A 26,788-nucleotide genomic window follows, 5' to 3' on the forward strand; every position below is an offset into this window, starting at 1 on the left:
AGGAAGTGCGGGCGGACTGGGTAGGTACGAAATTGTCCAGAGACTAATCTACCGCCAAGGCGCCCTCCGGGTTTGCTTCCGGAAATGGAAGAGCCACGCCATGGCACGGAAGCCCCTGGCCGTTTCCGGCTGGTCATCCAGTGATGGCGTGGCCCCTGCGACCCCAGTGCCGCTAAGTCCAAGACTGACGGGTTGACTAATGTTGCCCTGCCGGGCCCCGCAGTCCGCGGTTTCCCCCTGAGACCGCACGCGCCTGCTCGGCGCGGCTAGCTAAAACGTATGTGATCCCCGTCGCAAAAACAAGAGTTGCCAACCAGATTTCTGTCACAAGTGACTGTCACAAATATGTCTAGAAGAGCACGGTCGCAAAAGTACCCACCTGGCGGAACCCGACACGCTCGTAGCTGGCGCGGGCGCGGGTATTGAAGTCATTGACGTACAGGCTTGTGACGGGCGCCAGGGTCTGGGCGAGGATCACGACGGCGGCCATGTAGCCGGCACTCAGGCCGCGTCCGCGGAACGCCGGATTCATCCAGACGCCCTGTACCTGTGTGACCTCGGGAGTCACCGCGCCGAGCTCGGCCTTGAACACCACCTCGCCGTCCGGCCCCAGGTGGACCAGGGAATGGCCGGCCCGGATCAGGCCCTTGACCCGCCTGCTGTAGTATTCGCGGCCGCCCAGGTAGGGCGAATAGCCGACTTCTTCCTCGAACATGGCCGCGCAGGCGGGCAGTATCCGGTCAAAGTCGGCGAGACGGCCAAAACCAAGTGCGGGGTTGGGCTCGATGGCAGGCGTCCCGCTGATGGTCAGGAGGGGCTGCTCGCTGCGGATTTCCTGGGCGGAGTGGCCCAGCTCGTCCAGCGCGGCGAAGAGCGCCATGACCGCCTCGGCCGGGCCGAAGATGGAGGCGTAGCGGCGGCCTGTCCGGTGCGCAACCGCCGCCACCGCGGGCGCCAGTTCCGCATCCAGCTGCACCGGGACCAGGTTGGCACCGGCCCAGCAGGCGCCGATCAGTACGTCGCCGTCGAACACGCCGAAGATGCTGGCACCCCCGGCGGTGGGCGACGCCGTCCCCGCGGTCTCGAGGTGGGAAAGGATAAAGACGTTGGCGACGGCGTCCTGCCGGGCTAGGTCCAGCAGGGCACGGGTATCCGCGCCCGCCAGCACCCTGACAGTCACACCCGCAGGAGCGCCGGCTGCGGCGCCGTCCCTACGAGACGCTAACCACGGGGCTACCCGGGACAGCATCTTCGCCATCGGACTCCCCCATCTCTTCAGCGAGACGCATGGCCTCTTCGATCAGTGTCTCAACAATCTGGTCTTCGGGGACAGTCTTGATGACCTCGCCCTTTACGAAGATCTGGCCCTTGCCGTTGCCGGACGCCACGCCGAGGTCCGCTTCCCGGGCCTCGCCGGGTCCGTTTACGACGCAGCCCATGACGGCGACGCGCAGCGGAACTTCCATGCCTTCCAGTCCGGCCGTGACCTGCTCGGCCAGCGTGTAGACGTCCACCTGGGCACGGCCGCAGGACGGGCAGGAGACAATCTCGAGCTTGCGCGGGCGCAGGTTCAGGGACTGCAGGATCTGGTTGCCCACCTTGATTTCCTCGACCGGGGGTGCGGAGAGGGAAACCCGGATGGTGTCGCCGATGCCGCGGGAGAGCAGCGCGCCGAAGGCCGTGGCGGACTTGATGGTGCCCTGGAACGCCGGGCCCGCCTCGGTGACGCCGAGGTGCAGCGGCCAGTCGCCCTTTTCCGCCAGCATTTCGTAGGCGGCCACCATGATGACGGGGTCGTTGTGCTTGACCGAGATCTTGAAGTCGTGGAAGCCGTGCTCTTCGAACAGCGAGGCCTCCCAGACGGCGGATTCCACCAGGGCTTCCGGCGTGGCCTTGCCGTACTTCTTCAGGATGCCCGGCTCCAGCGAGCCGGCGTTGACGCCGATTCGGATGGAGGTGCCGTGGTCCTTGGCCGCGCGGGCAATTTCCTTGACCTGGTCGTCGAACTTACGGATGTTGCCCGGGTTCACGCGGACTGCCGCGCAGCCAGCCTCGATCGCGGCGAACACGTACTTCGGCTGGAAATGAATGTCCGCGATCACCGGGATCTGCGACTTCTTGGCAATGATCGGCAGGGCCTCGGCGTCGTCCGCGGACGGGCAGGCAACACGGACAATGTCACAGCCGGAGGCCGTCAGTTCGGCGATCTGCTGCAGGGTGGCGTTGATGTCCGTGGTGGGCGTCGTCGTCATCGATTGCACGCTGATCGGCGAGTCGGAGCCGACGCCGACCGAGCCCACCTTGATCTGGCGGGTCTTCCGGCGCGGGGCAAGAACGGGGGGCGGTGCCGACGGCATTCCCAGGCTGACCGAGGTCACATGGACTCCTCTGTGAATCGAATTCTAGGTCGAAAAATCGATGGCGGGTGGGCGGTAAGAGGCTAGGCTGCGTGGCCGGCCAGGAGGCCGGTCACCGGCGCCCAGGCCATCGTGCGGGTGCCGGAGACGGCACCGGTACCGGCGTAGGGATCCTGCTTGAGGAGTTCGTTGAGGGCCTGCTCGTCGGCAGCCTTGAAGAGCAGCAGGGCGCCGGCGCCATCCGTGTAAGGGCCGCTGGCGAGGAGGGTCCCCTCCTGCGCGAGTGCTGCGGTCCATTCGCGGTGCGCGGGCCGGGTGGCGTCGCGGATTTCGGCGGATTCGGCATCGAAAACGTACTCAACAGCAAAAACAGTCATAGAGATACCCTATCGCCCTGCCCGCCGGGTTCCCATCCGCCCAGGTCCGTTCCCGTCGGCGAAGATGCCCGGCTACAGCAGGCCTCCGGCCCGCAGGGCGAGCGTGTTCGGTCCCGGCGTCCGTGGGGACCATTACTTTCAGCCGAGGAAGAGGACCTTGACCAGGGCCGCGACCCCCGCCGCCCACAGCAGCGAGGTGAGGGTGCCGATGATGAACCGCTCTGCGGCCACCGGCGTTTCCTTCAGTTCGGCGAAGCGTCCGAGCCCCTTGATCGCGACAACATAGGCGATCGCGACGGGCTGGCCGGTCAGGATGGCCAGGCAAACTGCCAGGCGCTCGAGCACGCCGATGATCGCGCCGCCGCGCAGGATCCGCGTGCCGGCTCCGGGAACCGCGGGAGCCGGCCCGGCGCCGTCGGTTGGGGCCGGGGTGACGGCGCCGTGCTCCGCGGGCAGGGCGACCGCAGCCGCGCCCACCCCCGCAGGCTCCTCCGCAGGCAGGGTGATGTCGCCGTCGACCGCCCCGGCCGGGTCATCCGCGGTGTGCAGGGAGCCGGCGGCAGCGTCGGCGCGGCTGTCCGAGCGGTCATCGATGGTCCGGGCGAGCCGGAAGACGAGGGCGGTGACCGGCCAGCCGCCGAACCCGGAAATCAGCAGGGCCAGCGTGATCCAGAGGGCGTTCACCGGGCTCCTTCGCTATGGTCTTGCCGGGCTGGGTTCTGCCTGGCGGCGGTCTCCGTCCCGGTGGTCAGGCCGTGGGCCAGGGCCAGCAGCATTTCCGCCGCGGGCCTCGCCGCCCATTCTTCCTGCCAGCCGGAGCGGAGCAGGGCGCGACTCACCGATTGTTCGGTGATTCCGAGTTGCCGGGCGGCGATCTTCTGCGTCCCGTGCGCTCCGGCTTGTCCCTGCCTGAGGCCCCGCAGCGCGTCGACCACTTTCCACTGCGCAGCGGTGCGGTCCTGAACAACGCGTCCGATCAGCCGCAGCACCGCCTCCGCATTGGCGCACTCCGTGGCGCCCGGCGGCTCTTCCGCCGAGCCGGCGGCGCTCCCCCGCGGGCGGCCGCCGGAAACGACGGCGAGCGGGACGTGGGAGGACGCCGCCTTGGCCCGCTCCACGGCGGCGCGGGCCGCCACGAAGGCCGGACCCGCCCCTTCCCGCGGGCTCGCAGGCAGCGGGAGCTCCACGGGTCCGACGCCGATGCCCACGTACCAGCGCCCGCTGCGGAGCGCGTGCAGGGCGAGCTCCACCACCGGGCCGGGATGCTCCAGCACCCCCTGGATCTCGTCTCCGACGGAGCGCTCGAAGCGTGCGTCGGGGCAAAGCTTCGCCACTTCCGCCAGCAGCCCGGGGACACGGTCCACGTCGGTGCTGCTGCCGCGCTGATCGATGGTCATCACGTACATAGCCCCAACCCTAGGCGGCTGATTCCGATGAATCAACCATTTACAACTGATTATCTATAATCAGCCGAAATAAGCTAAGTGTGAAGAAACTGCCGTCTTCGGTTGACCCGGGGCCGGGCGGTGTGGCTAGCCGAAGAGGTTGACCGGCTTGACGATATCCGCGTAGATCAGCAGCGCGCCCATGCCCATCAGCAGCACAGCCACCACGTAGGTCACCGGCAGCAGCTTAGCGATGTCGAACGCGCCGGGATCCGGCCGCCCGAGCAGCCTGGCGATCTGCCGGCGGGCCCCCTCGTACAGCGCCCCGGCCACGTGGCCGCCGTCGAGCGGCAGCAGCGGGACGAGGTTGAACACAGCCAGCGCGAAGTTGAGTCCGGCCAGCAAGCCCACCAGGGCCGCCACCCGGCTCTGCAACGGAACCTGCTCCATGGCGGCGACCTCGCCGGCCACCCGGCCCACCCCGACGACGCTGATGGGGCCGTTGGGGTCGCGGGGCTCCTCGCTGAAGGCGGCCTGCGCCACGCCGGCCACGCGGGCCGGGAGGTTCACGACGACGCCGGCGATCTCCTTGATGTTCTCGCCGGCCATCGGCAGCACGGACGAGGCCGGCTGCTGCACGAGCGCGGTCTGGGCGCCGATGCCGAGGAAACCGACGTCCTGGTACTGGAGCTTGCCGTCGGCGTCCTTGGCCTGGCGTCCGTCCGAGCCGACGACCGGGCGCGAGGACAGCACCGGGGTGACCGTGGTGGCGACGGGGGCGCCGTCGCGCTCCACGGTGACGCTGACCTGTTTGCCGGCCGAGGCGCGGATCCAGCCGGTGAGCTCCTCCCAGTTGGTGACAGCCTTGCCGTCGAAGGAAGTGATGCGGTCGCCCGGTTTGAGGCCGGCTGCGGCGGCGGGGGTGGGCTTGCAGTCGGCGGAATTGGGATCCACGGTCTGGCCGGCCTTGACCTGGCATTTGGAGACGTCGGCGATGGTGGTGGTGGACTCGGAAACCCCGAAGCCCATCAGCAGCACGGCGGTCAGCGCCAGGCCGATCAGCAGGTTCATCGCGGGACCGCCGAGCATGATGATGATCTTCTTCCAGACCGGCAGCCGGTAGAAGGCCCGGTTCCCGTCCTCGGGACCGATTTCTTCATGCGCCAGGGACCGGGCGTCGGAGGCGAGGGACTGGAACATGCCGGTACTGGAGGGCCGGACGCTGCCGTCGGTCTTGTTCGGCGGATACATGCCGATCATGGAGACAAAGCCGCCCAGCGGGATCGCCTTGAAGCCGTACTCGGTTTCGCCCCGGCGCTTGGACCAGAGGGTGGGTCCGAAGCCGATCATGTACTTCGTGACGCGCACTTTGAAGAGCTTGGCCGGGACCAGGTGCCCCACCTCGTGCAGGGCGATGGACACGGCTATGCCGATCACGACGAAGACGACGCCGAGGATAAAGAGGACTACGGGGCTCATGCTGGGCTTGCTACTTCCTGGCCATTGGTCGGCTGCTTCTTAGGCACTTCCCACGGACAAACGCTCAAGCGTCCGCGCACGTGCCCACTGTTCAGCATCCAGCACGGATTCGACCGTCAGCCCGGAGGATCCTGAATGCTCACTGAGGACGGCTTCGATGGTATCGACAATATCGGTGAAGCGGATCCGGCCGGCGTGGAAGGCCGTCACGGCTTCCTCGTTGGCCGCATTGAAGACGGCCGGGAAGGTGCTCCCCCGCCCGGCCGCGTCTTTGGCCAGTCCGACGGCGGGGAAGGCCAGGGTGTCCAGCGGCTCGAAGGTCCAGCTGGTGGCCTTGCTCCAGTCGCAGGGCCGCGCGGCGCCGGCCACCCGGTCCGGCCAGCCCAGGCCCAGGGCGATGGGCAGGCGCATGTCCGGCGGCGAGGCCTGCGCGATGGTGGACCCGTCCACGAACTGGACCATGGAGTGGACCACCGACTGCGGGTGGACCACGACGTCGATCCTGTCCAAGGGGATGTCGAAGAGCAGGTGGGCCTCGATGACCTCCAGGCCCTTATTGACCAGGCTCGCGGAATTGGTGGTGACCATCAGTCCCATGTCCCAGGTGGGGTGGGCCAGGGCATCCTGCGGCGTGACGTCGTGGAGCTGCTCCCGGGTCATGCCGCGGAACGGGCCACCGGAAGCGGTCAGCACCAGCCGGTCCACCTCGGCCGCGGTGCCGGAGCGCAGGCACTGGGCGATGGCGGAATGTTCGGAGTCGACCGGGACAATCTGTCCTTCGCGCGCGGCCGCCTTGACCAGCGCGCCGCCCACGATCAGGGATTCCTTGTTCGCAAGCGCCAGCGTCGCGCCGGACCTGAGCGCGGCCAGGGTGGGGGCAAGCCCGATCGAACCGGTGATGCCGTTGAGCACGACGTCGGCCGGGATTTCCGCGATCCGGGTGGAGGCGTCAGGTCCGGTGATGATCTCAGGACGGTAGCCGCTGACGCCGGCCGCGCGGGCGGCGTCGTCGATCAACTGTTGCAGGGCCGCGGCGTCCCCGCCGGCAATGCCGATCGCCCGGGCCCGGGTGTGCACGGCCTGCCGGGCGAGGAGTTCCAGGTTGCCTCCGCCGGCGCTGAGGGCCACGATCTCGAAGCGGTGCGGGGCGCCGTCGACGACGTCGATGGCCTGGGTACCGATGGACCCGGTGGATCCGAGGAGGACGATTCTGCGCGGCTGCATGGTTCCAGTATCGCGCACCCGGCCCGTGCCCCGTCCTTCGGCGCCAAGTGACAGATCACGGCAGTGTTTGCTGGAATCACTGCCGTGATCTGTCATTTCGATCGCTCAGACGGACACGGACTCCTTCTCCGCCACCGCTTCCATGGCGGCCTGCCGGCGGCGCAGCCACCAGGAACCCAGGAAGATCAGCGCCATGGTCGCGTAGACCACGACGGCGAACGGGGTGGAGAACAGGGCCGAGGGGTCGTTCTGGGAGAGTTGCAGCGAGCGCCGCAGTTGCACCTCGAACATCGGGCCCAGGATCATCGCCACCACCATGGGCGCCACGGGGTAGCCGTAGCGGCGCATGAAGTAGCCGAGGATGCCCACCACTAGCAGGACGCCGACGTCACTCGGCGAGAAGTTCACCGAGAACGCGCCGAGCGCGGCGAAGACCAGGATGCCGGCGTACAGGAAGGGCCGCGGAATCTGCAGGATCTTCACCCAGAGGCCCACGAGTGGCAGGTTGAGCACCAGCAGCATCAAGTTGCCCACGTACAGCGAGGCGATCAGGGTCCAGACCAGGGCGCCCTGGTTTTCGAACAGGAGCGGTCCGGGCTGGATCTGGTAGCGCTGGAATGCCGTCAGCATCATGGCGGCGGTGGCCGTCGTCGGGATGCCGAGGGTCAACAGCGGCACCAGGACACCGGCGGCGGCGGCGTTGTTGGCCGCCTCCGGTCCGGCGACGCCCTCGATCGCGCCCTTGCCGAACTGCGACTTGTGTGCGCCCTTCGCGAGCCTCCGCTCGGCCGCGTAGGACAGGAAGGTGGACACATCCGCGCCGCCGGCCGGTACGGTGCCGATCGGGAAGCCGATGAAGGTTCCGCGCAGCCACGGCTTCCAGGAACGCTTCCAGTCCTCCTTGGACAGCCAGGCGTTCTTGCCTTTGCTGACCGGGATCACCTCGACCGGCCCGTGCCGCAGCTTGGACGCCACGTACAGCGCCTCGCCGAGGGCGAAGAGTCCCACCGCCACCAGCACCATGTCGATGCCGTCCACCAGGTTGGGGTTGTCGAAGGTGAATCGCTGCTGGGCGGTGCTGTCGTCAATGCCGATCAGGCCGATGAACAGCCCCAGGGACAGTGAGGCCAGCCCGCGCAGCACCGATGCCCCCAGCAGTGCACCCACGGTCAGGAAGGCCACCACCATCAGAGCCACGTAGTCCACCGGGCCGAGGCCGACGGCGAGTTCGGCCACCACCGGGGCGAGGAAGGACAGCAGCACGGTGGCGATGGTGCCGGCGATGAACGAGCCGATCGCCGCCGTCGCCAGCGCCGCCGCTCCCCTGCCGGCCTTCGCCATCTTGTTGCCCTCCAGCGCCGTGACGATCGAGGAGGATTCGCCAGGGGTGTTGAGCAGGATGGACGTGGTGGAGCCGCCGTACATGCCGCCGTAGTAGATCCCGGCGAAGACGATCAAGGCCGCCGCCGGGTCCAGCGCGTAGGTGATCGGCATCAGCAGGGCCACCGTCATGGCGGGGCCGATGCCGGGCAGCACGCCGACGGCGGTGCCGACGAACACGCCGCCCAGGGCGTAGAGCAGGTAGACCGGTTGGAGCGCCGTCGTGAACCCCTCGAGCAGGAGCATGAAGCTATCCATGGAAGAACGGCACCCCCTCAAGCAGCGGGCCCGGCGGGAGTGAGACGCCCAGCAGGCCGCCGAAGACGTACTGCAGCACGAGGGCCATGATCACCGAGACCAGGATGGCCTTCCAGAGCGGCTTGGCCTCCAGGGTCCACGCGGATCCGCTGAACAGCACGGCCGCAGCCACGGGCCAGCCCGCCGGTTCGATCAGGAAGATGTGGAGCACCACGAAGCCGACGAGCTTGGCCAGGGCAATCCAGTCCGTCTTGGCCGTGACATCGAGGTCCTCGCCTTCCTCGGCCTGGCCGACCTTGCCGCGCAGGACCTGGACGACAATTCCAGCGCCGACCAGCACCAGCATGCTGCACACGATGTAGGGGAAAGCCCGGGGGCCGATGCCGGTCTCCGACGGCGGGACCGGAATGGATCCCGCCGCCAGGAGTCCTGCCGCGCCCACGCTCACGAACAACAGGGCGAAAAGAATCTCCCCTGTCGGCCGCCTGGTGGGCGTAAGAGCTTGCGAAGACATTGTTACTTGACCAGGCCGATCTGCGTCAGGGTGGTCTTGACCTTGGTGATGTCCTCGGTGAGGAAGGTCTTGAAACCGTCGCCGGCGAGGAAGGCGTCATCCCAGTTGTTCTTCTTCAGGGTGGACTTCCAGGCTTCGGAATCGTGCAGCTTGGTGACGAGTTCGGTCAGCTTGGTGCGCTGGGCATCGTCGATGGAGCCGGGTGCCACGACTCCGCGCCAGTTGGTCAGCACGACGTCGATGCCCTGGTCCTTGAGCGGCTTGATTCCCGGCAGCGCGGGAACTTCGGCCTTGCCGGAGACGGCGAGCGCGCGGACCTTACCGGCCTTGACCTGCTCGGCGTATTCGCCGATGCCGGAGATGCCGGCCTGGACCTTGTTGCCGAGCAGCGCCGCGATGGATTCGCCGCCGCCCGAGTAGCCGATGTAGTTCAGCTTCTCCGGCTCGACGCCCTGGGACTTCAGGATCTGGCCGGCCAGGATGTGGTCGGCGCCGCCGGCGGAGCCGCCCGTGATGGCGACGCCCTTGCCGTTGGCCTTGATGTCTGCCACCAGGTCCTGCACGGTCTGGTACTTCGAGGACGCCGGCACCACGAGCACGAGGGGCTCCTCGGTCAGGCGGGCGATCGGGGTGGTGTCCTCGAGGCGGGTCTTCGCACCGTTGGTCTCCACCGCGCCGACCATGACGTAGCCCATCACCATGAGGGTGTTGGCGTCCTTTTCGGTGGCGAGTTTGGCCAGTCCGTTGGTTCCGCCGCCGCCGCCGATGTTGGTCACCTGGGCCGAGGAGACGAGCTTGTTGGACTGCAGGTCGGCCTGGATGGCGCGGCCGGTCTGGTCCCAGCCGCCGCCCGGGTTGGCGGGGACGATGATGCTGAGCTTCTTGACCGAGTCCCCGCTTGAACCGGTGGCGGCCCCGCCACCGGCGCAGGCGGACATGGCGAGCGCGAGGCCGGCTGCGCCTGCGGTGAGGGCTGCCCGGCGGGTGAAGTTGAGGTGGGACGTCATTATCTCTCCTTGTACGAATGTGATGCACATCATTGGAATCACTTCTGCGACCGTAGGGGCGGGGCGGGGCCGGGAACAGTATTCGGACGTAGAGGTAGTAGTGGTCATATTGGTCACGGCGGGATGGCGTCATCCGGCGGGCCGCAGCGCCGCCGGATGGGAGACTTGTGACATGTTTCACAGGATTCCGCTGCGCTTCCAGCTGGTTGCCCTCCAGCTTGGGATCGTCCTTGCCGTCCTCACCGTGGTGGGCGCCGTGACGATCCGGATGCAGGAACAACAGCTCCGCGACGCGTACAAGGGCCGCCTGATCGGCGTGGCCGAAAGCGTGGCCCGGCTGCCCTCCGTTGTCTCCGCCTTCCGCACCGAGTCCCCGGCGCAGACCATCCAGCCGATCGCCGAGGTCATCCGCCAGGCCTCCAACGTCACCTACGTGGTGGTGACGGACCGTAACGGCGTGCGGCAGTCACACCCGAACCCGGAGGAGATCGGCAAGCACGTCTCCACCGACCCCTCGGTGCCGTTGTCCGGTGACATCTACGTGGGCACCCAGACGGGGACCCTGGGCGAGTCCTGGCGGGTCAAAGTTCCCATCTTTGACCGCGCCGGCACGGTGATCGGTTCCGCATCGGTGGGCGTGCTGGAAAGCACCCTGGCGGCGGACCTGAACGAGGACCTCCCGCTGCTGTTCGGCTGGCTGCTCGGGGCCGCACTGCTCAGTTCGCTGGGCGCCATGTATGTTTCGAAGCTGGTCTGGCGGCGGATCTACAAGCTCGAGCCCGAGGACATCGCCGCCCTGTTGGAAACCCGCGATGCCATGCTGCACGGCCTCGGCGAGGGCCTGGTGGCTGTCGACGCCGATGGCAGGGTGGCGCTGGTGAATGACGAAGCCCGGCGGCTTCTAGGCGTCGGCGAGGAGATCCTTGGCACCGCCGCCACCGCCTCCCTGGAGCCCGGCATCCACCGCCTCCTCTCGGCCGGGTCCAGCACCGAGGAACTGGTGCTCTCCGGTGAACGGATCCTGCTGGGCAAGGTCAACTCGGCCACCGTGGACGGCCGCGAGGTGGGCAAGGTCCTGATCCTGCGCGACCGGACCGAGCTGCACACCATGCTGCGCGACCGCGACGGCGCCCTGGACGTGACGCAGGCGCTCCGGGCCCAGGCGCACGAGTTCGCCAACAAGCTGCACGTAATCTCCGGGCTCCTGGAACTCGGCGAGCAGTCCAAGGCGGTGGAGTACCTGGGCCGCAGCCATGACGATGCCGCGTTCGTGAACCGGCCGCTCGCTCCGGGGATCACCGACGACGGCGTCCGGGCCCTGCTGATTGCCAAGTCCACCGTCTGCGCGGAGCGCGGCATCGACATTGTCGTGGCACCGGATTCCGTCTGCTCCCCCGACGGCACCGACGACGTCATCACGGTGCTGGGCAACCTGCTCGATAACGCCGTCGACGCCGCCGGCTACGACAGCACGATCGCCGTCGCCCTGGCTGAGGCACCAGAAGGCCGGCGGACCCTCACCGTAGAGGACGAGGGTCCGGGCGTACCGGAGGCCGAGCGGGAAGCGGTGTTCGAGGCCGGGGTAACCAGCAAGAAGCCGGACGGCATCAACACCCGCGGCCTGGGCCTGGCGCTGGTGCAGCGCGTGGCCCGCCGACGGGGCGGCAGCGCCGCGGTAACGCGTTCAGAACTGGGCGGTGCCTGCTTTACCGTAGTTTTCAAGACGGCGGGGGTTGCGACGGCAGACGGGGTTCCGGCGGGCGGGCTTGCGACGGCGGGGCTGCCGACCGGCGGGGCCAAGACACAAGAGGAGGTACTGGAACGACCATGAGCGGCATACGCACCCTCATCATTGACGATGACGTGGCAGTGGCGGGGATCCACCACGGCTTCCTGCTGGCGCGCGGTGGCTTCGACGTCGTCGGCACGGCGCACACCGGGCAGCAGGGACTGGACCTTGCGGCGGAGCTGCTGCCCGAGCTTGTCCTGCTCGATATCCATCTGCCCGACATGTCCGGACTGGACGTGCTGCAGGGGCTCCGAAACCGACCAAGCCAGGCTGTCGACGTCCTGGTCATCACGGCGTCGCGCGAGCTGGAGACGGTGCGCTCGGCGATGGCCGGCGGCGTGCTGCATTACCTGGTCAAGCCCTTCACCTCGCAGGCCCTGAACGAGCGGCTGGACGATTACGTCCTGCTGCGCGACGAACTGGTCGCCGGGGCGGCCGCGGGCCCACTGGACCAGGCACGCATCGACCGGTTGGTGGCACCGGCACCCCGCGTCGCGGCGGCTGAAGGTGTGGACGCTTCCGAGTCGGCGCCACAGTCCGCTGGTCCTGCGGGAAGCCCGGCGCCGCGGCTGCCCAAGGGGTTGTCCCGGCCTACCCTCGACGCGGTCATTGAGGCGCTGCAGGCCAGCCCGGAGGATGTTTCCGCGGCGGGTCTGGCGCTGCGGATGGGGCTCTCCAGGGTCAGTGCCCGCCGCTACCTCGAGTACCTGGTGGTCAACGGCTATGCCCGGCTCACCCCAAGGTACGGAGCCGCGGGCCGGCCGGAGAACAGGTACCAGTGGAAGCGCTGAGCATGCTCCGCGTCGACTGGTCCGGGTGGACATGCCCATCCTTCGGAGTTCAGGCTCGGGGATCCGCGCTGCCGCCGAGGGCCATTTGCCACAGATGGCCGCTATGGGACGTGTCATAACGACCGTCGTTGGCTAATCGAGGAGGCTTTGGGCGGTGGCGGTCTACGTTCACATCCCCGTGCCGGTCTGGGCCCACGACGGCCCTTGTTATACCCCTTGGCCGCCGGGACATCCCCCGGCTCGGTCCTGGCACCAAGATGTGGCCCGCCAGATCCGTAATTCGCCACAGATGGCCGCAATGGGCGTGTCATAGCGGCCATTTTTGGCTAATCGACGAGGCCTGGGCCCACTGCGGTCCACGTCCACGCCGCTGCGCCGGTCTTGGCCCCCGGCGGTCCACGTCCACGCCGTCGTGCCGGCCCGGGCCCGCGACGGTCCAAGGTGACGCACCCTGGGCTCGCTGGGACATCGGGAATCCAGACCCCGCCACCAGGTGGGCCGGACGAACTAGCCGTTTGCCACAGATGGCCGCTAAAGAACGTGTCATAACGGCCATCTCTGGCTAATCGGCGAGGCTTTGGGCGGGGGCAGCACGGTGCACGCTCACACCGCCGTGCCGGCCTGGGCCCACGGCGGTCGTTGTTACACCCCGTGGCCGCCGGGACACCCCGCGGCTCGGTCCTGGCACCAAGATGTGGCCCGCCAGATCCGTAATTCGCCACAGATGGCCGCAATGGGCGTGTCATAGCGGCCATTTTTGGCTAATCGACGAGGCCTGGGCCCACGACAACCGCGGCGCCGCCAAAGACGCCCCGGCCCGCGCACCCACCACGGTGCCCGGGCAACGAGCCCCTCGGAGTCCTAGCGGCCCGCGCGGCGGAGGGTGGCCTCGGCGTGCTTGAGGATCGGCCCGTCAATCATCTTGCCCTGGTACTGGAACACGCCCGTGCCGGCGGAGGCAGCGGCGGCCAGCAGTTCGGTGGCCGCGGCGACGTCGGACTCGGACGGGGCGTAGGCTTCCCGGACCACTGCCACCTGGTTCGGGTGAATGCAGGCCTTGGAACCGAAGCCGGAGGCCACGGCGTCCCGGGACTCGGCGGCGAGGCCGTCTAGGTCGGGAATGTTGACGTAAACGGAGTCGATCGCGTCCTTGCCGAAGGCGCGGGCGGCGAGCAGCACCGTGGAGCGGGCGTGCAGTGCCACGGCGCGGTAGCCGCCGTCGTCGTTGCGGCTGGAGGTGCCGCCAAGCGAGGCGAGCAGGTCTTCGGCGCCCCACATCAGGCCGACGACGTTGGGCTCCGCGGCGATCTCGGCGGCGTTGACAATGCCAGCGGCCGTCTCGCACAGGGCGATCACGCTGTAGCCCTCAAGCTCCTTGAGCTGGGCGGCGCTCTCGGCCTTCGCCAGCATCACGTGCCGGTACGGGGTGTGCTTGAGGCAGTGCAGGTCCTTTTCGAATTCTTCCGTGCCGGCGGGGTTGATCCGGACAATCGTGCGGCTGGGGTCGAGCTCCGGAACGTCACCGGCGGAGCCCAGCTGGGCGAGGATGGCGCCGCGGGCGCGCTGCTTGTCCGCGGGCGCGACGGCGTCCTCAAGGTCCACGATCACGGCGTCGGAGCGCTCGGCCGCCTTCTGGTACCGTTCGGGCCGGTCGGCAGGGCAAAACAGCAGGGCGGGGCCCATCAGGAAACTCATGCTTCGATTGTCCCCTTTTCGGCCGGTTCCTGCCGCCCCGCCTGCGGCGAGCGCGCCTGCCGCCCCGGCTCCTGCGAACCCGGATGCGCCGAGCCCGGCTCCTGCGCCCCCTCCTGCGCGGCATGCGCCTCGCGGGTCCACATCAGGCAGCTGCGCGTGGCCAGCGCCACCACCACACCGTCCTGATTCCGTCCGGTGTGCCGCATGGTCACGATTCCCTGGCCGGGCCGGGAGGAGGACAGCCGTTTGCCGGTCACCTCGGTCTCCGTATACAGCGTGTCCCCGTGGTAAAGCGGGTGCGGGAAGGACACATCCGTCAGTCCCAGCTGGGCAATGATGGTGCCCTGGGTCAGCTGCGGGACGGACTGGCCCACCAGGGTGGCGAGCGTGAACATGGAGTTCATCAGCCGCTGCCCGAACGGCTGCCCGGCGCTCCACGCAGCGTCGAGGTGCAGCGCCTGGGTGTTCATGGTCATGGTGGTGAACAGGACGTTGTCCGTCTCGGTCACGGTCCGGCCCGGGCGGTGCGCGTAGAGCACGCCTTCTTCGAGTTCGTCGAAGTAGAGGCCGCGCTGTTCAATCACCCGGTGGCCGGTTCCGGAGCCGGGCACTGCATTCGTTGTCATACGGTCAGTTCCTGGTCTTCCTCGAAAAGTTCGGCACCGGTGGCCGCGGCCACGTCCTCCGCGGTGACATCGGGGGCGAGCTCCCGCAGCACGAGCCGGGATTTGCCACCTTCGGTCACAACGTCGATCACGGCAAGGTCGGTGATGATCCGGTCGACGCAGCCTTTGCCGGTAAGCGGCAGCGTGCACTTTTCCACGATCTTGGGGATGCCGTTGCGGTCCACGTGATCCATCATCACGATGACCTTCTTGGCGCCAAAGACAAGGTCCATCGCCCCGCCCATGCCCTTCACCATCTTGCCGGGGATCATCCAGTTGGCGAGGTCGCCGTTTTGGGCGACTTCCATGGCCCCCAGCACCGCCACGTCGACGTGGCCGCCGCGGATCATGCCGAAGGAGGCGGCGGAGTCGAAGAAGGCGGCCCCCTTGTTGACGGTGACGGTTTCCTTGCCCGCGTTGATCAGGTCAGGGTCCACCTGGTCCTCCGCCGGGTAAGGCCCGACCCCGAGGATGCCGTTCTCCGAGTGCAGCACCACCTCGACGCCGGCCGGAATGTAATTCGGGATCAGGGTGGGCATGCCGATGCCGAGGTTCACGTACTGGCCGTTATGCAGTTCCTGCGCCACCCTGGCGGCCAGTTCGTTGCGCGTCCAGCCTTTACCGTGGGCGCCGCCGACGTGCTCGACGGCGGAACGCCGGTATTCGTGCCGGACCGCCTCGGGCCGGGGCGGCGCGCCCTGCGCGTCGTTCGTCTCCACGGCTACGCTCCTGCCTGCTCGGTGGGGGCCGCGGTGACCGCGACCGTGCGCTTTTCAATCCGTTTTTCCGCCTGCGGCGCGAGGACCACCCGCTGGACGAAGATCCCCGGGACGTGGACGTGCTCCGGGTCCAGCTCCCCCGGCTCCACGAGCTCCTCGACTTCGGCGATGGTGATCCGTCCGGCCATAGCGCAGAGCGGGTTGAAGTTCATCGCCGTGGCGTGGAAGACCAGGTTGCCGTGCCGGTCGCCCTTCCACGCGTGCACTAGGCCGAAGTCCGGGGTCAGGGCCTCCTCCAGCACATAGTCGGCGCCGTGGAAGCTGCGGACTTCCTTGGCCGCCGAGGCGATCGCGACGTTCCCGTCGGCGTCGTACTTCTGCGGCAGCCCGCCGTCGGAGACCTGGGTCCCGACGCCGGCGGGCGTGTAGAAGGCGGGGATGCCGGCCCCGCCGGCACGCAGCTTCTCGGCCAGCGTGCCCTGCGGGGTGAGGACCACCTCGAGCTCGCCGGCAAGGTATTGGCGGGCGAATTCCTTGTTCTCCCCCACGTAGGAGCTGATGGTGCGGCGGATCCGGCCGTCCTTGAGCAGGATGCCGAGCCCCCAGTCGTCCACGCCGCAGTTGTTGCTCACGGTTTCCAGCTGGGTTGCGCCGCCCGCGTGCAGGGCGTCGATCAGGGCCACCGGTATGCCGCACAGCCCGAACCCGCCGACGGCGAGGGAGGCGCCGTCGTGGATGTCCGCGACGGCCTCGGCGGCGCTGGCAACAACTTTGTTGATCATCTGGGGATCCTTCCGGCCGGCTACAGTCCCAGTTCGCGGGCGATCAGCATCAGCTGGACCTCCGTGGTGCCCTCGCCGACTTCAAGGATCTTGGAGTCGCGGTAGTGGCGCGCCACGGTGAACTCGTTGATGAAGCCATAGCCGCCGAACACCTGGGTGGCGTCCCGCGCGTTGTCCATGGCTGCCTCGCCTGCGATCATCTTAGCGATGGCGGCCTGGGTCTTGAACGGCTTGCCGGCGAGCATCCGGGCAGYCGCGTCGTAGTAGGCCAGGCGGGCGGTGTGGGCGCGCGCCTCCATCCGGGCGATCTTGAACGCGATGGCCTGGTACTTGCCGATGTTCTGGCCGAACGCGCTGCGCTCCTTGGCGTATTTGACCGACTGGTCCACGCAGCCCTGTGCGGCGCCGACGGCGAGCGCGGCGATGGCGATCCGGCCCTCGTCGAGGATGGACAGGAAGTTGGCGTAGCCGCGGCCGCGGGTGCCGAGCAGGTTGGCCTCCGGTACCCGGACGTCGTCCAGCGTCAGCGGGTGGGTGTCCGAGGCGTTCCAGCCGACCTTGTTGTAGGCCTTTTCGGCCGTGAAGCCGGGCGTGTCGGTGGGCACCAGGATGGTGGAGATTTCCTTCTTGATGCTGCCGTCGGGGCGTTCCTCCTGGCCGGTCACCGCGGTGACGGTGACGAGTTTGGTGATGTCGGTGCCGGAGTTGGTGATGAACGCCTTGTTGCCGTTGATCACCCATTCACCGCCCTCGAGCCGGGCGGTGGTCTTGGTTCCGCCGGCGTCGGAGCCGGCCTCGGGCTCGGTCAGGCCGAAGCCGGCGAGCGCCTTTCCGGAGGCCAGCAGCGGCAGCCATTCCTCCTTCTGCGCCTCGTTGCCGAAGCGGTGGATCGGCATGGCGCCGAGCGAGACGCCGGCCTCCAGGGTGATCGCGACCGACTGGTCCACCCGGCCGAGCTGCTCGAGCGCCAGGGCCAGGGCGAAGTAGTCCCCGCCCATGCCGCCGGACTCTTCCGGGAACGGCAGGCCAAAGAGGCCCATGTCCGCCATCTGGGAGACGACCTCGTAGGGGAAGCTGTGCTCTTCGTCGTGCTTGGCGGAGACCGGAGCCACCACCTGGTCGGCGAATTCGCGGACGGTATCGCTGAGGTCCTGGTAGTCCTCGCTGAGTTCAAAATCCGGCATGGGGTGACTCCTGTGTCTGGTGGCTGTTCTGGTGTGGTGCTGACGTTGTGGCTTGCTACTCCGCCGCGCCCATGGCGATGACGGATTCTTCGACGGTGTCCTCGGCTTTTGAAGGTTCGGCGGGGTGAATGGTGGCGAGGACCTGGTCGGCTTTGACGAGGTCCCCGGCGCCTGCGCTGATGTGGACGGTGCCGTCCAGCGGTGCGACGAGCTGGTGTTCCATCTTCATCGCCTCGACCGAAAGCAGGACCTGGCCGGCCGTCACGGTGTCGCCGTTAGCTACCGAGACCGACACCACCGTGCCGGGCATCGGCGAGCGCACCGCGGGGTCGGCGGCGCCTTCCTCGCGTTCGACGGCGGCGAGCACCCGGGCGAGCCGGGCCTCGCGGGTGAGCGGCTCGAGCCGGCAAGACCAGCCCTCGTTGCCGAGATAGACAGACTCCGGCAGGTTCTCCCGCGGATAATCCTGCCCGGACAGCGTGTGGGCGAACCGGAATTCCCCGCCGTCGATCTCAAGGAAAATGTTGTCGCTGGCCATCCCAATGACCGTCACGTCATGCTCGGGCCCGCCGTCGACCCGCACCCGGGCACGGCCGAGGTCGATATTCTCGAGCCAGGTCACGGCCACCTCGGAGACCCCGCCGCCCGGTGTGCCGAAGCTCATGGTCCACGCCGCGGGCGCGCCCAGGCGCCAGCCCCGGGTGGTGTCCCAGGGGGACCCCACCGTTTCCGGGCCCCCGGCGAGGACCCAGAAGGGCATGGCCGCGGCGATGAGTTCGTTGTCGCCGATGCGGCGGAATGCGAAGCCAGGCATCTTGCGTTCGATCAGGCCGGTGTCGAGCCGGCCGGCGCGGACGTCGGCGTCGTTGATCAGCATCCGCAGGTATTCGACGTTGGTGTCCACCCCCAGAACGGTGTACCGGGTGAGGGCCGTGTCGAGCCGGTCCAGCGCGGCCGCGCGGTCCTTGCCGCGGGCGATCACCTTGGCCAGCATGGGGTCGTAGTCGCTGGAGATCTCGAGACCCGTGATCAACGAGGAATCGATCCGGATGTCCGGGTCCGCGGCGGCCGGGGTGAAGGAATCCAGGTCATCCAGCGCCGTGAAGATCGTGCCGCGCTCGTCGAGCAGCAGGACCTCTCCCCCGGACGGCAGGAAGTTCTTCTCCGGCACCTCCGCATAGACGCGGGCTTCCACCGAGTGCCCGGTGAGCACGACGTCGTCCTGCGTCACGGTGAGTTCTTCACCGGCCGCGATGCGGACCTGCCATTCGACCAGGTCGATGCCGGTGACCATCTCGGTAACCGGGTGCTCGACCTGCAGGCGGGTGTTCATCTCCATGAAGAAGAACTCGTCCGGGGCGTTGTCGGAGACCAGGAACTCCACGGTGCCGGCGCCGCTGTAGTTGACGCTGCGTGCGGCGTTGCAAGCAGCCTCGCCGATCCGGGCACGGATGTCCGCCCCGTCGGGGAGGGACTCCAGCAGCGGCGACGGCGCTTCCTCGATGACCTTCTGGTGGCGGCGCTGCAGGGAGCACTCGCGCTCGCCCAGGTGGATGACGTTGCCGTGGTTGTCCGCCAGCACCTGAACCTCGATGTGCCGCGGGGTGGTGACGAGCCGTTCCAGGAACAGCGTGTCGTCACCGAAGGCGCTGGCCGCGACCCGGCGGGCCGTGGCGAGGGTGTCCGCCAGGTCCTCGGGCCGTTCGACAACGTGCATGCCCTTGCCGCCGCCGCCGGCGGAGGGCTTGATCAGCAGCGGATAGCCGACGCCGGCCGCCGCCTCGATCAGCTGCGCATCGCTCATGCCGGGTTCGGCGATACCCGGGACCACCGGGACGCCGTAGCCGGTGACGTGGTTCTTGGAGCGGATCTTGTCGCCCATCACGTTCAGGGATTCGACGCCGGGGCCGATGAACGTGATGCCGGCCTGCTCCAGGGCGCGGGCGAACTCAACGTTTTCGCTCAGGAAGCCGTAGCCCGGGTGCACGGCTTCGGCGCCGGTGTCGCGGCAGGCCTGGATGATGGCCTCGATCTTGAGGTAGCTCTCGGTGGCGGCCGCGGGACCGATCCGGACGGCGACATCGGCCTCCCGCACGTGGCGGGCGTCGTCGTCGGCGTCGGAGTAAACGGCGACCGAACGGATGCCCAAGGCACGCAGGGTGCGGATCACGCGGCAGGCGATCTCGCCGCGGTTGGCGACCAGGACGGTGCCGAAGAGCGGCGCGGGGGTCGAAACGGTGGGTGTGGAAGTAACAGTCACAGCGGGGCTCACATCCGGAAGAGGCCGAAGGAGGTCTCCGGCAGCGGGGTGCGGGAGACGACGTCGAGCGCCAGTCCCAGGACGGTGCGGGTGTCCGCGGGGTCGATCACGCCGTCGTCCCAGAGGCGGGCGGTGGAATAGTAGGGGCTGCCCTGGTCCTCGTACTGCTGCTTGATCGGGGCCTTGAAGGCTTCCTCGTCCGCGGCGGACCATTCCTCGCCGCGGGCCTCGTACTGGTCCCGCTTGACGGTGGCGAGCACGCTGGAGGCCTGGTTCCCGCCCATCACCGAGATCCGGGAGGCCGGCCACATCCAGAGGAAGCGCGGCGAGTAGGCCCGGCCGCACATGGAATAGTTGCCGGCGCCGAAGGAGCCGCCGATCACCACGGTCAGCTTGGGCACGCGCGCCGTGGCGACGGCGGTGACCATCTTGGCGCCGTTCTTGGCGATGCCGCCCTGCTCGTAGTCCTTGCCGACCATGAAGCCGGAGAGGTTCTGCAGGAAGATCAGCGGGATGCCGCGCTGGTCGCAGAGTTCGATGAAGTGCGCGCCCTTGAGCGAGGATTCGCTGAACAGCACGCCGTTGTTGGCCACGATGCCCACCGGGTGGCCGTGCAGTTTCGCGAAGCCGGTGACCAGGGTGGTGCCGTAGTTCTTCTTGAACTCGTGGAAGCGGCTGCCATCGACCAGCCGGGCGATGACCTCGCGGACGTCGTATTGGGCGTTCACGTCTGTGGGGACGGCACCGTACAGCTCGCCTTCGTCAGCCAGCGGCTCGACGACGGTGTCCACGTCCCAGGCCGGGGCTGCCGGCTTCGGCAGGGTGGAGACGATGTCGCGGACGATCTGCAGGGCGTGCTCGTCGTTCTCGGCCAGATGGTCGGTGACACCGGAGATCTTCGAGTGCACCTCGCCGCCGCCGAGCTCCTCGGCCGTGACGATCTCGCCGATCGCCGCCTTCACCAGCGGCGGGCCGCCGAGGAAGATCGTGCCCTGGTTGCGGACGATTACGGTCTCGTCGCTCATCGCCGGCACATAGGCGCCGCCGGCGGTGCAGGAGCCCATCACGGAGGCGATCTGCGGGATCCTAGCCGCGGACATCTTCGCCTGGTTGAAGAAGATCCGGCCGAAGTGCTCCTTGTCCGGGAAGACCTCGTCCTGCTTGGGCAGGAAGGCTCCGCCCGAGTCCACGAGGTAGATGCAGGGCAGCCGGTTTTCCAGAGCGATTTCCTGCGCCCGGAGGTGCTTCTTGACGGTCATCGGGTAATAGGTGCCGCCCTTGACCGTGGCGTCGTTGGAAATGACCAGGACCTGGCGGCCGTGGACCAGGCCGATCCCGGCAATCACACCGGCGCCGGGCGATTCGTCGTTGTACATGCCGTTGGCTGCGAGCGGGGCAATCTCGAGGAAGGGGCTGCCGTCGTCGAGCAGCCGGTCGATCCGTTCCCGCGGCAGGAGCTTGCCGCGTGCTACGTGCCGTTCCCGGGACTTCTCCGGCCCGCCCAGCGCCGCGACGGCGAGGCGGTCCTTCAGCTCCCGGGCCAGGCCGAGCTGCGCTTCGCGGTTCGCGGCGTAGCCGGCGCTGGCAACGTCCAGCTGGCTGGCGATTGTCTCCATTGACTGCTTCCATCCTCGGCCGTGGTGCCGGCGCTTGTCCTGGACATTTCCGTTGGGGCATTTCGGTTAGTGCCGCATAACTGAGATTTAGGTTAGTCTCTATTAACTGTGATGTCCAACACAGGGCAGCTTCAACACAGAACAGTCGAGAGGGACGCGCCGGTGACCGAGTCCAGCCAGACAACCCAGCGAAGCCAGGCCAAGGAGAACCGCCGGAAGGCGCTGCTCACCGCGGCCGCCGCCCTCTTCGCCGCCGACGGCTTCAACCGCGTTTCGCTTGAGGACCTGGGGGCCGCGGCGGGGGTCAGCGGTCCCGCCGTCTACCGCCACTTCGCGGGCAAGCAGGCAGTTCTGGGCGCGCTGCTGCTCAGCGTCAGCCAGGACCTGCTGGAGGGCGGGCGCAGCGTGGTGGCCGGCTCCGACGGCGCCGCCGCGGCACTGGCCGGGCTGGTCGAGTTCCACGTCGACTTCGCCCTCAGCAACGCCGACGTCATCCGGGTCCAGGACCAGGACTTCAGCAACCTCGACGACGACGACGAGGCAGAGGTCCGCGCCCTGCAGCGCAGCTACGTTGAGCTCTGGGTGGACGTGCTGGCCGGCGTGCATCCGGACACCGATCCGGCCGAGCTCCGGATGCGGGCACATGCCACCTTCGGCCTGATCAACTCCACCCCGCACTCGGTCCGGAACCACGGCCGCCGGATGGCGCTGAAGCGGGCCCGGCCGCTGCTGGAGAGCATGGCCCTGGCTGCCCTGACGGCACCGGCGGCTCCCCGCCCGCTCGGCTGACCGACGCCACTCCCATAACGCGGCACCCGCCGTCAGCTGCGAGTCCGACGACGAGCCCCGCCATCAAAGTGCCCCCGCACGGCAAAGGCCGGGCACCCATCATGTGGATGGATGCCCGGCCTTTGACCTTGCTGCGTCTAAACCATGGCCAGGGCCATGCCGGGATCGGCAAGGATGGCGCCAAGGTCCTGGAGGAAGCGGGAGCCCTGCTCGCCGTCGACCAGCCGGTGGTCGAAGGACAGGCTCAGCGTCATGACCTGGCGCAGCGCCACCTCGTCCTGGTACTCCCACGGCATCTTCCGCACCGCGCCGAGCGCCAGGATGGCGGCCTCGCCGGGGTTGAGGATGGGCGTGCCGGCGTCAATGCCGAAGACGCCGATGTTCGTGATGGAGATGGTCCCGCCGGATAGATCAGCCGGAGCGGTTTTGCCCGTCCGCGCGGTGTCGGTCAGCTCGGTCAGCGCGGTGGACAGCTCCAGCAGGGACATCCGGTCCGCGTCCTTGATATTCGGGACGGTCAGCCCGCGCGGCGTTGCGGCCGCGATGCCAAGGTTGACGTAGTTGAACTGGACGATCTCCTGGTTGGCTTCGTCCCACCGGGCGTTGAGCGTCGGATGGTTGCGCAGCGCGATCAGCACGGCCTTGGACACCAGCGTCAGCGGCGTCAGCTTGTAGCCCGCGAACGTCCGGCTGGCCTTGAGCCTCGCCAGCAGTTCCATGGTGGGCGTGACGTCGAGAGTCAGGAATTCGGTGACGTGCGGAGCGGTGAAGGCGCTGGAGACCATGGCCGCGGCGGTGAACTTCCGCACGCCCTTGATCGGGGTCCGGGTTTCCCGCTCGCCCGGAACCGCCGACCGGGCAATTCCCGGGGCAGCGGCCTGGCCGCCGGCCAGTTCCTGCGGCGCCACCGGAAGGTCGCCGCCGCCAACGAAGTTCCGCACGTCGTCGCGGGTGATGAGGCCCCGCTCCCCCGTGCCGGTGATCGCTGCGAGGTCGACGCCGAGGTCCTTGGCCAGCTTGCGCACCGGCGGCGTGGAGCGCGGCCGTTCGGCGCTGCCGGCAGCGGCGGGCGCCGGGGCCTGGGGCACGGCCGCCGGGACGGGCGCCGTGACCTGCGCCGTGACCTGCGCCGACACGGGCGCCTCGGCCGGGGCGACGGCGGGCGCCTGCGCAGCTGGCGCCGGCGCTGCGGCAAAGCTGCGGGCGCGGCGGGCCGGACGGCCAGAGCCTTCCAGCACGGCGCCGTAGCCAACCAGGTTCGGCTCGCGCTTGGCGGGAGCTTCCCCGGCCTCCCCGCCGTCGTCGCCCTCGATCTCGAAGGACACGATCGGCTTGCCGACCTCAACGACCGTGCCCGGCTGCTCATGCAGGGCGGTGACGACGCCGGCGAACGGCGAGGGCAGTTCGACGACAGCCTTGGCGGTTTCCACCTCGGCGATGATCTGGTTGAGCGTGACGGTGTCCCCGACGCCGACTTTCCACGCGACGATTTCTGATTCCGTCAGGCCTTCGCCGAGGTCCGGGAGCCGGAATTCCTTGATCATGGTGGCGGTCATCCTTCCAGCCCGCTAAGGGAGTTGGGGCGGCCCAGGGCCCGGTCGACGCCGTCGAGGATCCTGTCCAGGCCCGGCAGGTGGTGCATTTCAAGCTTTGAGTACGGGTACGGGACGTCGAAGCCGGTCACCCGGACGGGCGCGGCTTCGAGGTGGTAGAAGCAGCGTTCGGTGATGCTGGCCGCGACTTCCGCGCCGAGGCCGCCGGACTGGCTGGCCTCGTGCGTGATGACGAGCCGTCCGGTCTTCCGTACCGAGGCTTCCAGGGTGGCGAAGTCCAGCGGGGCCAGCGAGCGCAGGTCGATGACCTCGATGGAGACGCCTTCGTCGGCGGCGGCGAGGGCGGCGTCGCGGGCGGTCTTCACGAGCGGTCCGTAGGCCACCAGGGTCACGTCGGTACCCTCGGTGACCACGCGTGCCTTCTCCATCGACAGGGCGGCGGCGAGGTCGAGCGACTCATCCACTTCCCCCTTGTCGTGGTAGCGGCGCTTGGGTTCGAAGTAGAGCACCGGGTCGTCCGAGGCGATGGCCTGCTGGATCACGGTGTGGGCGTCCTGCGGGTTCGAGACACTGACTACGCGCAGGCCCGAGGTGTGGGTGAAGTAGGCCTCGGGCGACTCGGAGTGGTGTTCGGGCGAGCCGATGCCGCCGCCGAAGGGCACGCGGATGGTGATGGGCATCTTGACCGCACCCTGGGTGCGGTAGTGCATCTTGGCGACCTGGCTGACGATCTGGTCGAATGCCGGGTAGATGAAGCCGTCGAACTGGATCTCCACCACGGGCCGGTAGCCGCGGTAGGCGAGGCCGACGGCGGTGCCGAGGATTCCGGATTCGGCCAGCGGCGTGTCCACCACGCGGTGCTTTCCAAAATCTTTTTGCAGGCCGTCGGTGACGCGGAAGACGCCGCCGAGGGTGCCGATGTCCTCTCCCATGAGGATCACCTTGGGATCGTTTTCGAGGGACTTGCGCAGGCCCGAATTAATGGCTCGGGCAAAGGTCATCTGTGTCATCAGCGTGCACCTTCTTCGGAAGCGGCCTCTGCGGGATCGCCGAAGGAAGCCAGGTAACGGGTGTAGTGGTCCTGCTGGCGTTCCAGCCAGGAGTTCGGCGTGCTGTACACGTGCTTGAAGATGTCCAGCGGCTGCGGTTCGGGCATGTTGATGGTGCCGGAACGCAGTTCCTTGGCCACGGCGTCGGCGTTGGCGGCGACGGCGGCTTCGAGTTCGGCGGTGAGCAGGCCCTTGCGCTCGAGCAGGGTCTTGAGCCTCGCGATCGGGTCCTTGGCGGCCCAGTCCTCAAGTTCGTTGGCGTCGCGGTAGCGGGTGGGGTCATCCGCCGTCGTGTGCGGGCCCATCCGGTAGGTGACGGCCTCAATGAAGGTGGGTCCGCCGCCGTGGCGGGCGCGGTCGATGGCGATCCGGGTGGCGGCCATGACGGCCAGCACGTCGTTGCCGTCCACGCGCATGCTGGGAATGCCGAAGCCGGAGGCACGGTCCGCGATCTGGATGTGGGACTGCAGCATGACGGGTTCGGAGATGGCCCAGTGGTTGTTCTGGCAGAAGAACACCACCGGGGCCTGGAAGCTCGCCGCGAAGACCATGGCCTCGTTGACGTCGCCCTCGCTGGTGGCGCCGTCGCCGAAGTAGGCCACGGCCACCGAATCGGCGCCGTCGTTCTGGATGCCCATCGCGTAGCCGGTGGCGTGCAGCGACTGGGCGCCAATGATGATCTGCTGCGTCGCCACGTTCACGGTGTAGGGATCCCAGCCGGCAAGGGCGTTGCCGCGCCAGGCCTTGACGATGTCCGCCGGCTGCACACCCCGGACGTAGGCGACGCCGTTGTCCCGGTAGCTGGGGAAGACGAAGTCGTCGTCGCGGAGCGCACGGGCTGAGCCGATCTGGGACGCTTCCTGGCCAAGCAGCGGCGGCCACAGCGCGAGCTCGCCCTGGCGCTGCAGGGCGGTGGCTTCGGCGTCAATCCGGCGGATGGCGACCATGTCCTGATAGAGCGAGGCGAGCTGTTCGTCGCTGACGTCCTGGACCCAGGAGTCGAACTCCGGATGGCTTACACGTTCACCCCCCGGGGTGATGAGCTGGACGAGATCCCCGCCCGAGCGCCTGTTTGATTCTGCACTGTTCCCGGGGCCGCCAGCGGCAATGCCGCCCTTGCCCGCGTCGTCGGTAAACACAGTTTGTCCGCAACCTTCTGACGTCGTCTGACCCTGCCCGCGGGACTCGTGATCCCTGCGCGCGACGGCCACCCGGGCGCCGTTGCCCCGGATAATTGTGACCCTACTCACAAGTGCCATTGGGTACAACCACCCTCAAAAAAATTGAGCATTATGCACAGCTTGGGCGTTCGTGACCGTGCTAACCTTGCGCATTATGCAACCCTTGGATGGCACAGACACCCGCCTACTTTCGGCCATGGCACGGGATCCCCGCCGCACCGTGGTGGCCCTGGCGCAAAAGCTGGGCTTGTCCCGCAATACGGTGCAGGCCCGCATGTCGCAGCTGGAGAAAAAGCACGTCTTCCTGTCCTTCGAGCGGCGGATCAACCCGGCGGCGCTGGGCTACCCCCTGATGGCGTTCATCTCGGTGCACGTGCAGCAGCAGAAACTCGGCCAGCTGGCCGTGGAACTGGCAGGCATCCCGGAGATCCTGGAGGGTTACGGACTCACCGGCTCGGCGGACCTGTTGCTCCGGGTGGTCGCGCTCGACGCCGAGGATTTGTTCCGGATCAACGGCAAGATCCTCGCCTGCGACGGCGTGGACCGCACCGACACCGCCCTGGCCATGGGCGAACTGATCCCCTTCCGGATCCAGCCGCTGCTGGAACGCGGCTCCGCGGATACCTGAGCCGCCGGGGCCGGCCGCGCCGTGTTGCCAGCCAACGAAGAAGAGGCGGAGCCCCCGTGCTGTTGCACGGGGGCTCCGCCTCTCTGGCCTAGCCTGCCGGGCCGGC

24 protein-coding genes are annotated in these 26,788 nt (G+C 68.2%); 4 read left to right on the top strand and 20 right to left on the bottom strand.

What is annotated here, in order from left to right; all coding sequences use genetic code 11:
• Positions 1–349: 349 nt before the first annotated feature.
• From AC1DK9_RS08610 to AC1DK9_RS08655, 10 genes are all read right to left on the bottom strand, one after another.
• On the bottom strand, positions 350–1,249 hold the full coding sequence (locus AC1DK9_RS08610; protein ID WP_476861895.1) for a GNAT family N-acetyltransferase: 900 nt from the start codon (positions 1,247–1,249) through the stop codon (positions 350–352).
• A complete protein-coding gene (ispG, locus tag AC1DK9_RS08615) occupies positions 1,212–2,378 on the bottom strand; it encodes a flavodoxin-dependent (E)-4-hydroxy-3-methylbut-2-enyl-diphosphate synthase (protein WP_476861629.1) in 1,167 nt (388 codons plus the stop codon). The genes AC1DK9_RS08610 and ispG overlap by 38 nt, the downstream gene beginning before the upstream one ends.
• Before the next feature lie 62 nt (positions 2,379–2,440).
• Entirely contained in the window at positions 2,441–2,734 is a 294-nt protein-coding gene (locus tag AC1DK9_RS08620; RefSeq protein WP_476861630.1) for a YciI family protein, read from the bottom strand.
• Positions 2,735–2,872: 138 nt separating this feature from the next.
• Positions 2,873–3,418, bottom strand: coding sequence for a hypothetical protein (locus tag AC1DK9_RS08625; protein ID WP_476861631.1), 546 nt, complete (start codon positions 3,416–3,418; stop codon positions 2,873–2,875).
• On the bottom strand, positions 3,415–4,140 hold the full coding sequence (locus tag AC1DK9_RS08630) for a MarR family transcriptional regulator (protein WP_476915654.1): 726 nt from the start codon (positions 4,138–4,140) through the stop codon (positions 3,415–3,417). The genes AC1DK9_RS08625 and AC1DK9_RS08630 overlap by 4 nt, the downstream gene beginning before the upstream one ends.
• A 126-nt stretch (positions 4,141–4,266) precedes the next feature.
• The gene (locus tag AC1DK9_RS08635) at positions 4,267–5,598 is read right to left on the bottom strand and encodes a M50 family metallopeptidase (protein ID WP_476915655.1); all 1,332 of its coding nucleotides are present in this window, start codon (positions 5,596–5,598) and stop codon (positions 4,267–4,269) included.
• Between the two features lie 39 nt (positions 5,599–5,637).
• The gene (gene dxr, locus AC1DK9_RS08640) at positions 5,638–6,822 is read right to left on the bottom strand and encodes a 1-deoxy-D-xylulose-5-phosphate reductoisomerase (RefSeq protein ID WP_476915656.1); all 1,185 of its coding nucleotides are present in this window, start codon (positions 6,820–6,822) and stop codon (positions 5,638–5,640) included.
• 105 nt (positions 6,823–6,927) lie between these two features.
• A complete protein-coding gene (locus tag AC1DK9_RS08645) occupies positions 6,928–8,460 on the bottom strand; it encodes a tripartite tricarboxylate transporter permease (RefSeq protein ID WP_476915657.1) in 1,533 nt (510 codons plus the stop codon).
• Complete coding sequence (locus AC1DK9_RS08650) at positions 8,453–8,974, bottom strand: tripartite tricarboxylate transporter TctB family protein (RefSeq protein ID WP_476861636.1); 522 nt, start codon at positions 8,972–8,974, stop codon at positions 8,453–8,455. Before AC1DK9_RS08650 ends, AC1DK9_RS08645 begins: the two co-directional genes overlap by 8 nt.
• A 2-nt stretch (positions 8,975–8,976) precedes the next feature.
• A complete protein-coding gene (locus AC1DK9_RS08655; RefSeq protein ID WP_476861637.1) occupies positions 8,977–9,981 on the bottom strand; it encodes a Bug family tripartite tricarboxylate transporter substrate binding protein in 1,005 nt (334 codons plus the stop codon).
• A 172-nt stretch (positions 9,982–10,153) separates the two neighbouring features.
• On the opposite strand from AC1DK9_RS08655, the gene AC1DK9_RS08660 reads away from it, so the two are divergent.
• Together AC1DK9_RS08660 and AC1DK9_RS08665 are read left to right on the top strand one after the other, a co-directional pair.
• Positions 10,154–11,812, top strand: a complete 1,659-nt coding sequence (locus tag AC1DK9_RS08660; protein WP_476915658.1) for an ATP-binding protein — start codon at positions 10,154–10,156, stop codon at positions 11,810–11,812.
• Positions 11,809–12,561, top strand: a complete 753-nt coding sequence (locus AC1DK9_RS08665; protein ID WP_476861639.1) for a response regulator transcription factor — start codon at positions 11,809–11,811, stop codon at positions 12,559–12,561. Before AC1DK9_RS08660 ends, AC1DK9_RS08665 begins: the two co-directional genes overlap by 4 nt.
• Positions 12,562–13,422: 861 nt before the next feature.
• Here AC1DK9_RS08665 and AC1DK9_RS08670 read toward each other — a convergent pair.
• From AC1DK9_RS08670 to AC1DK9_RS08700, 7 genes are read right to left on the bottom strand one after another with little or no spacing between them, the layout of a single operon-like run.
• Positions 13,423–14,256 carry an HpcH/HpaI aldolase/citrate lyase family protein gene (locus tag AC1DK9_RS08670; RefSeq protein ID WP_476861640.1) on the bottom strand — a complete coding sequence of 278 codons (834 nt, stop codon included), beginning with the start codon at positions 14,254–14,256 and terminating at the stop codon, positions 13,423–13,425.
• A complete protein-coding gene (locus AC1DK9_RS08675; RefSeq protein ID WP_476915659.1) occupies positions 14,253–14,882 on the bottom strand; it encodes a MaoC family dehydratase in 630 nt (209 codons plus the stop codon). The genes AC1DK9_RS08670 and AC1DK9_RS08675 overlap by 4 nt, the downstream gene beginning before the upstream one ends.
• Entirely contained in the window at positions 14,879–15,640 is a 762-nt protein-coding gene (locus AC1DK9_RS08680) for a CoA transferase subunit B (RefSeq protein ID WP_476915660.1), read from the bottom strand. The genes AC1DK9_RS08675 and AC1DK9_RS08680 overlap by 4 nt, the downstream gene beginning before the upstream one ends.
• A 2-nt stretch (positions 15,641–15,642) precedes the next feature.
• Positions 15,643–16,422: a CoA transferase subunit A gene (locus tag AC1DK9_RS08685; RefSeq protein ID WP_476861643.1), complete on the bottom strand. Its 780-nt coding sequence runs from the start codon at positions 16,420–16,422 to the stop codon at positions 15,643–15,645.
• Between the two features lie 20 nt (positions 16,423–16,442).
• A complete protein-coding gene (locus AC1DK9_RS08690) occupies positions 16,443–17,606 on the bottom strand; it encodes an acyl-CoA dehydrogenase family protein (protein WP_476915661.1) in 1,164 nt (387 codons plus the stop codon).
• Between the two features lie 55 nt (positions 17,607–17,661).
• Positions 17,662–19,866: an acetyl/propionyl/methylcrotonyl-CoA carboxylase subunit alpha gene (locus tag AC1DK9_RS08695; RefSeq protein ID WP_476915662.1), complete on the bottom strand. Its 2,205-nt coding sequence runs from the start codon at positions 19,864–19,866 to the stop codon at positions 17,662–17,664.
• 8 nt (positions 19,867–19,874) lie between these two features.
• Positions 19,875–21,482: a carboxyl transferase domain-containing protein gene (locus tag AC1DK9_RS08700; RefSeq protein ID WP_476915663.1), complete on the bottom strand. Its 1,608-nt coding sequence runs from the start codon at positions 21,480–21,482 to the stop codon at positions 19,875–19,877.
• Positions 21,483–21,593: 111 nt separating this feature from the next.
• On the opposite strand from AC1DK9_RS08700, the gene AC1DK9_RS08705 reads away from it, so the two are divergent.
• Complete coding sequence (locus AC1DK9_RS08705) at positions 21,594–22,271, top strand: SACE_7040 family transcriptional regulator (protein ID WP_476915827.1); 678 nt, start codon at positions 21,594–21,596, stop codon at positions 22,269–22,271.
• Between the two features lie 137 nt (positions 22,272–22,408).
• On the opposite strand, the gene AC1DK9_RS08710 is transcribed toward AC1DK9_RS08705, so the two are convergent.
• From AC1DK9_RS08710 to pdhA, 3 genes are read right to left on the bottom strand one after another with little or no spacing between them, the layout of a single operon-like run.
• Complete coding sequence (locus AC1DK9_RS08710) at positions 22,409–23,827, bottom strand: dihydrolipoamide acetyltransferase family protein (protein WP_476915664.1); 1,419 nt, start codon at positions 23,825–23,827, stop codon at positions 22,409–22,411.
• Entirely contained in the window at positions 23,824–24,834 is a 1,011-nt protein-coding gene (locus tag AC1DK9_RS08715) for an alpha-ketoacid dehydrogenase subunit beta (protein WP_476861649.1), read from the bottom strand. The genes AC1DK9_RS08710 and AC1DK9_RS08715 overlap by 4 nt, the downstream gene beginning before the upstream one ends.
• Complete coding sequence (pdhA, locus tag AC1DK9_RS08720) at positions 24,834–26,012, bottom strand: pyruvate dehydrogenase (acetyl-transferring) E1 component subunit alpha (protein WP_476915665.1); 1,179 nt, start codon at positions 26,010–26,012, stop codon at positions 24,834–24,836. Before pdhA ends, AC1DK9_RS08715 begins: the two co-directional genes overlap by 1 nt.
• A 196-nt stretch (positions 26,013–26,208) precedes the next feature.
• Between pdhA and AC1DK9_RS08725 the strand changes: the two genes are divergently transcribed.
• Complete coding sequence (locus AC1DK9_RS08725; RefSeq protein ID WP_476861651.1) at positions 26,209–26,682, top strand: Lrp/AsnC family transcriptional regulator; 474 nt, start codon at positions 26,209–26,211, stop codon at positions 26,680–26,682.
• The last annotated feature ends 106 nt before the right edge of the window (positions 26,683–26,788 follow it).

This window comes from Arthrobacter sp. 01T414, assembly GCF_056398965.1.